The sequence below is a fragment of the Polaromonas sp. P1_G1 genome, from assembly GCF_056405595.1.
This window is the reverse complement of record NZ_JBFUBU010000112.1, coordinates 1-1,519: the sequence shown is the minus strand read 5'-3', so window position 1 is coordinate 1,519 and position 1,519 is coordinate 1. Positions and strand designations below refer to the sequence as shown.

General features: G+C 58.0%; 1 protein-coding gene. It reads right to left on the bottom strand.

All coding sequences use genetic code 11. The annotated features are described in order from the left end of the window. Positions 1 to 1,097: 1,097 nt before the first annotated feature. On the bottom strand, positions 1,098 to 1,519 hold a 422-nt coding region (locus AC1D1Y_RS25945; protein ID WP_477684887.1), incomplete at its 5' end, for a hypothetical protein.

The following is a 1,519-nucleotide window of genomic DNA, read 5'->3' as shown; positions in this document are numbered from 1 at the left end:
GCGAAGATCCCGAAGAGCGAACCGTACGGTTCTCTACCCGTTATTCGAACGTGATGAAATGGGACTGAAAGGGCCGCGTCGAGACTTGACCATTTCCGCGCGGACGGCCATGCTAGTGCCACGGAAGTTGGTGAATCGAGGGTCGTGCCTGATTCGCGTAAATGTAAAAAAGATGGACCCCGCTCAGGCGGGGTCCATTTTTTGTGGCTCGCACCGCTCGGCGGCATGTGCGGGGCATCACGCCGGTGGCTTCACAAACCTCGACGCCGCTCGTTGTGACCTGGGAATTACACCGACGTGACTCACAACATCTCGCGTTATGTGTTTCTGTCGGCCACTAGGTGTAGTGTCTTGGACACACGACCCGCAATTTCGATTTTCCGACAACAGAGAGGCTGTCAGTCATGAGCCCCATTCCGTACGCGATCACACGCCATGCCTCCGGATCACCCGGCTAGGCGTCTCAACTCTCGCGGCCTTCGATTCGGTAGTTCAGAACTACTGCGAGAGTCCACATTCTGTACAGACCGGCGTTCCGTAGTATCCCGTGATCCGCCCGTCAGAAGCCATGGTCACTGCTCCATTCGTGACTTCATCCGAGCCCGGGGACCACCCTTCGAGCTTGAACCATTCGCACCCGCATCTGCGGCAGCGCACTGGTTCCTCGCTCGCCGTCGGGGAAAACCCCGCACGGTTTGGAAACTGAAGTACAGGAGCAATACCCATGATCAACCCTTCTACGCCCCTTGGGCTTCACGGCGGCTACAAGACCGGTCAGCGTGTTCCCGTGACTGGGAATTACATCGACCAGTACGGCACCGTCACTCACCATGACAAGCATTCGACCTTCCCTCCCTGCATTGGGAGGAAGGGCGAATGTGCCGAACGTAAGCTGGTGGGTTCCGCAGCTCGAACTGCGTAATCCAACTCTCATCTGATGGATCATCCAGAGCATGCCAAATAGCGACTCGGTTTGCTTCGGATCATGCATTTCTACCACTGTTCGACTCGGGATGTTCAATCAACGAGTGAATTGCCTGGTAAACGAAACAAAACCCCCAACCTCATTCCGAGGTTGGGGGTTTTGCCGTGCACGGTCATGCAGGTATCACACGCAAGTAGGTTCCGGAGCCCGATGCGACGGTGCGGTTTGCGGCGACACCGGAATTGTTCCAGCCCTCGCAGGTGAGAAGGTCCCCATCTGCAAGGGACAGGGTGAACGAGTGCGCGAATGTTTGACCAGTCGTCGCCCCTTTTGTCCACACGACGGCGCCGTTCTTCAACACGCGCCAGTCCTTGTTCGCTGTCCCGAGAACCGTCCACGCCGAAYCGACCTCGATCGTGGCAGTGCCAGAACCCTTCACCTGGAGTGCGTTCCCGGTGACGGTGGAGCTCGCGTCCGCAGTCCACGCAGTGATCGCCGTCCACGTGCTGCCTGACGCCAGCTGTTGATCGCCGCTCTTTGTCATTCCAACCGCTGAGAACGACGAGTAGATCGTCTCCCACGCCGAGCCTGTCC